The 365-nt window shown below is 31.0% G+C and carries 1 protein-coding gene; it reads right to left on the bottom strand.

Annotated elements, in window-relative coordinates; genetic code table 11:
* Positions 1–61 precede the first annotated feature (61 nt).
* The coding region (locus tag HMPREF2937_RS09970; protein ID WP_142351434.1) for an IS3 family transposase at positions 62–365 on the bottom strand (304 nt) is incomplete at its 5' end.

Below are 365 nucleotides of genomic sequence, written 5' to 3'. Positions count from 1 at the left end.
TAGCACACTATGCTAATCACTTTTTCAAATCAGATAAATTAGGACACTCTTAAATTTGAAGTTAAACAATTAATCTTTCCATTTTCAAAGTAATTCTTTCGTTGTTGTAAAAGTTGATATATTCTTTTATTTGTTTACGTGCTGTTCTTAAGTCCTTGAATTTATAATGTTTATTGCCACGATAGATTTCCGATTTCATAATTCCCCAGAATGATTCCATTGGACTATTATCAATACATCTTCCTACTCGTGACATGCTTTGAATAACGCCATGCTCATCGAGCATGGATTTAAAATGCTTACTTGTGTATTGGTAGCCTCTATCACTATGTAATATTAAACCACTTACATCTTTCGCTTTTTTT

It is taken from the genome of Staphylococcus sp. HMSC061G12, from assembly GCF_001838465.1.
Taxonomy (GTDB): Bacteria; Bacillota; Bacilli; order Staphylococcales; family Staphylococcaceae; genus Staphylococcus; species Staphylococcus simulans.
The sequence above is the reverse complement of the archived record's forward strand: the minus strand, read 5'-3'. Positions and strand labels throughout refer to the sequence as shown.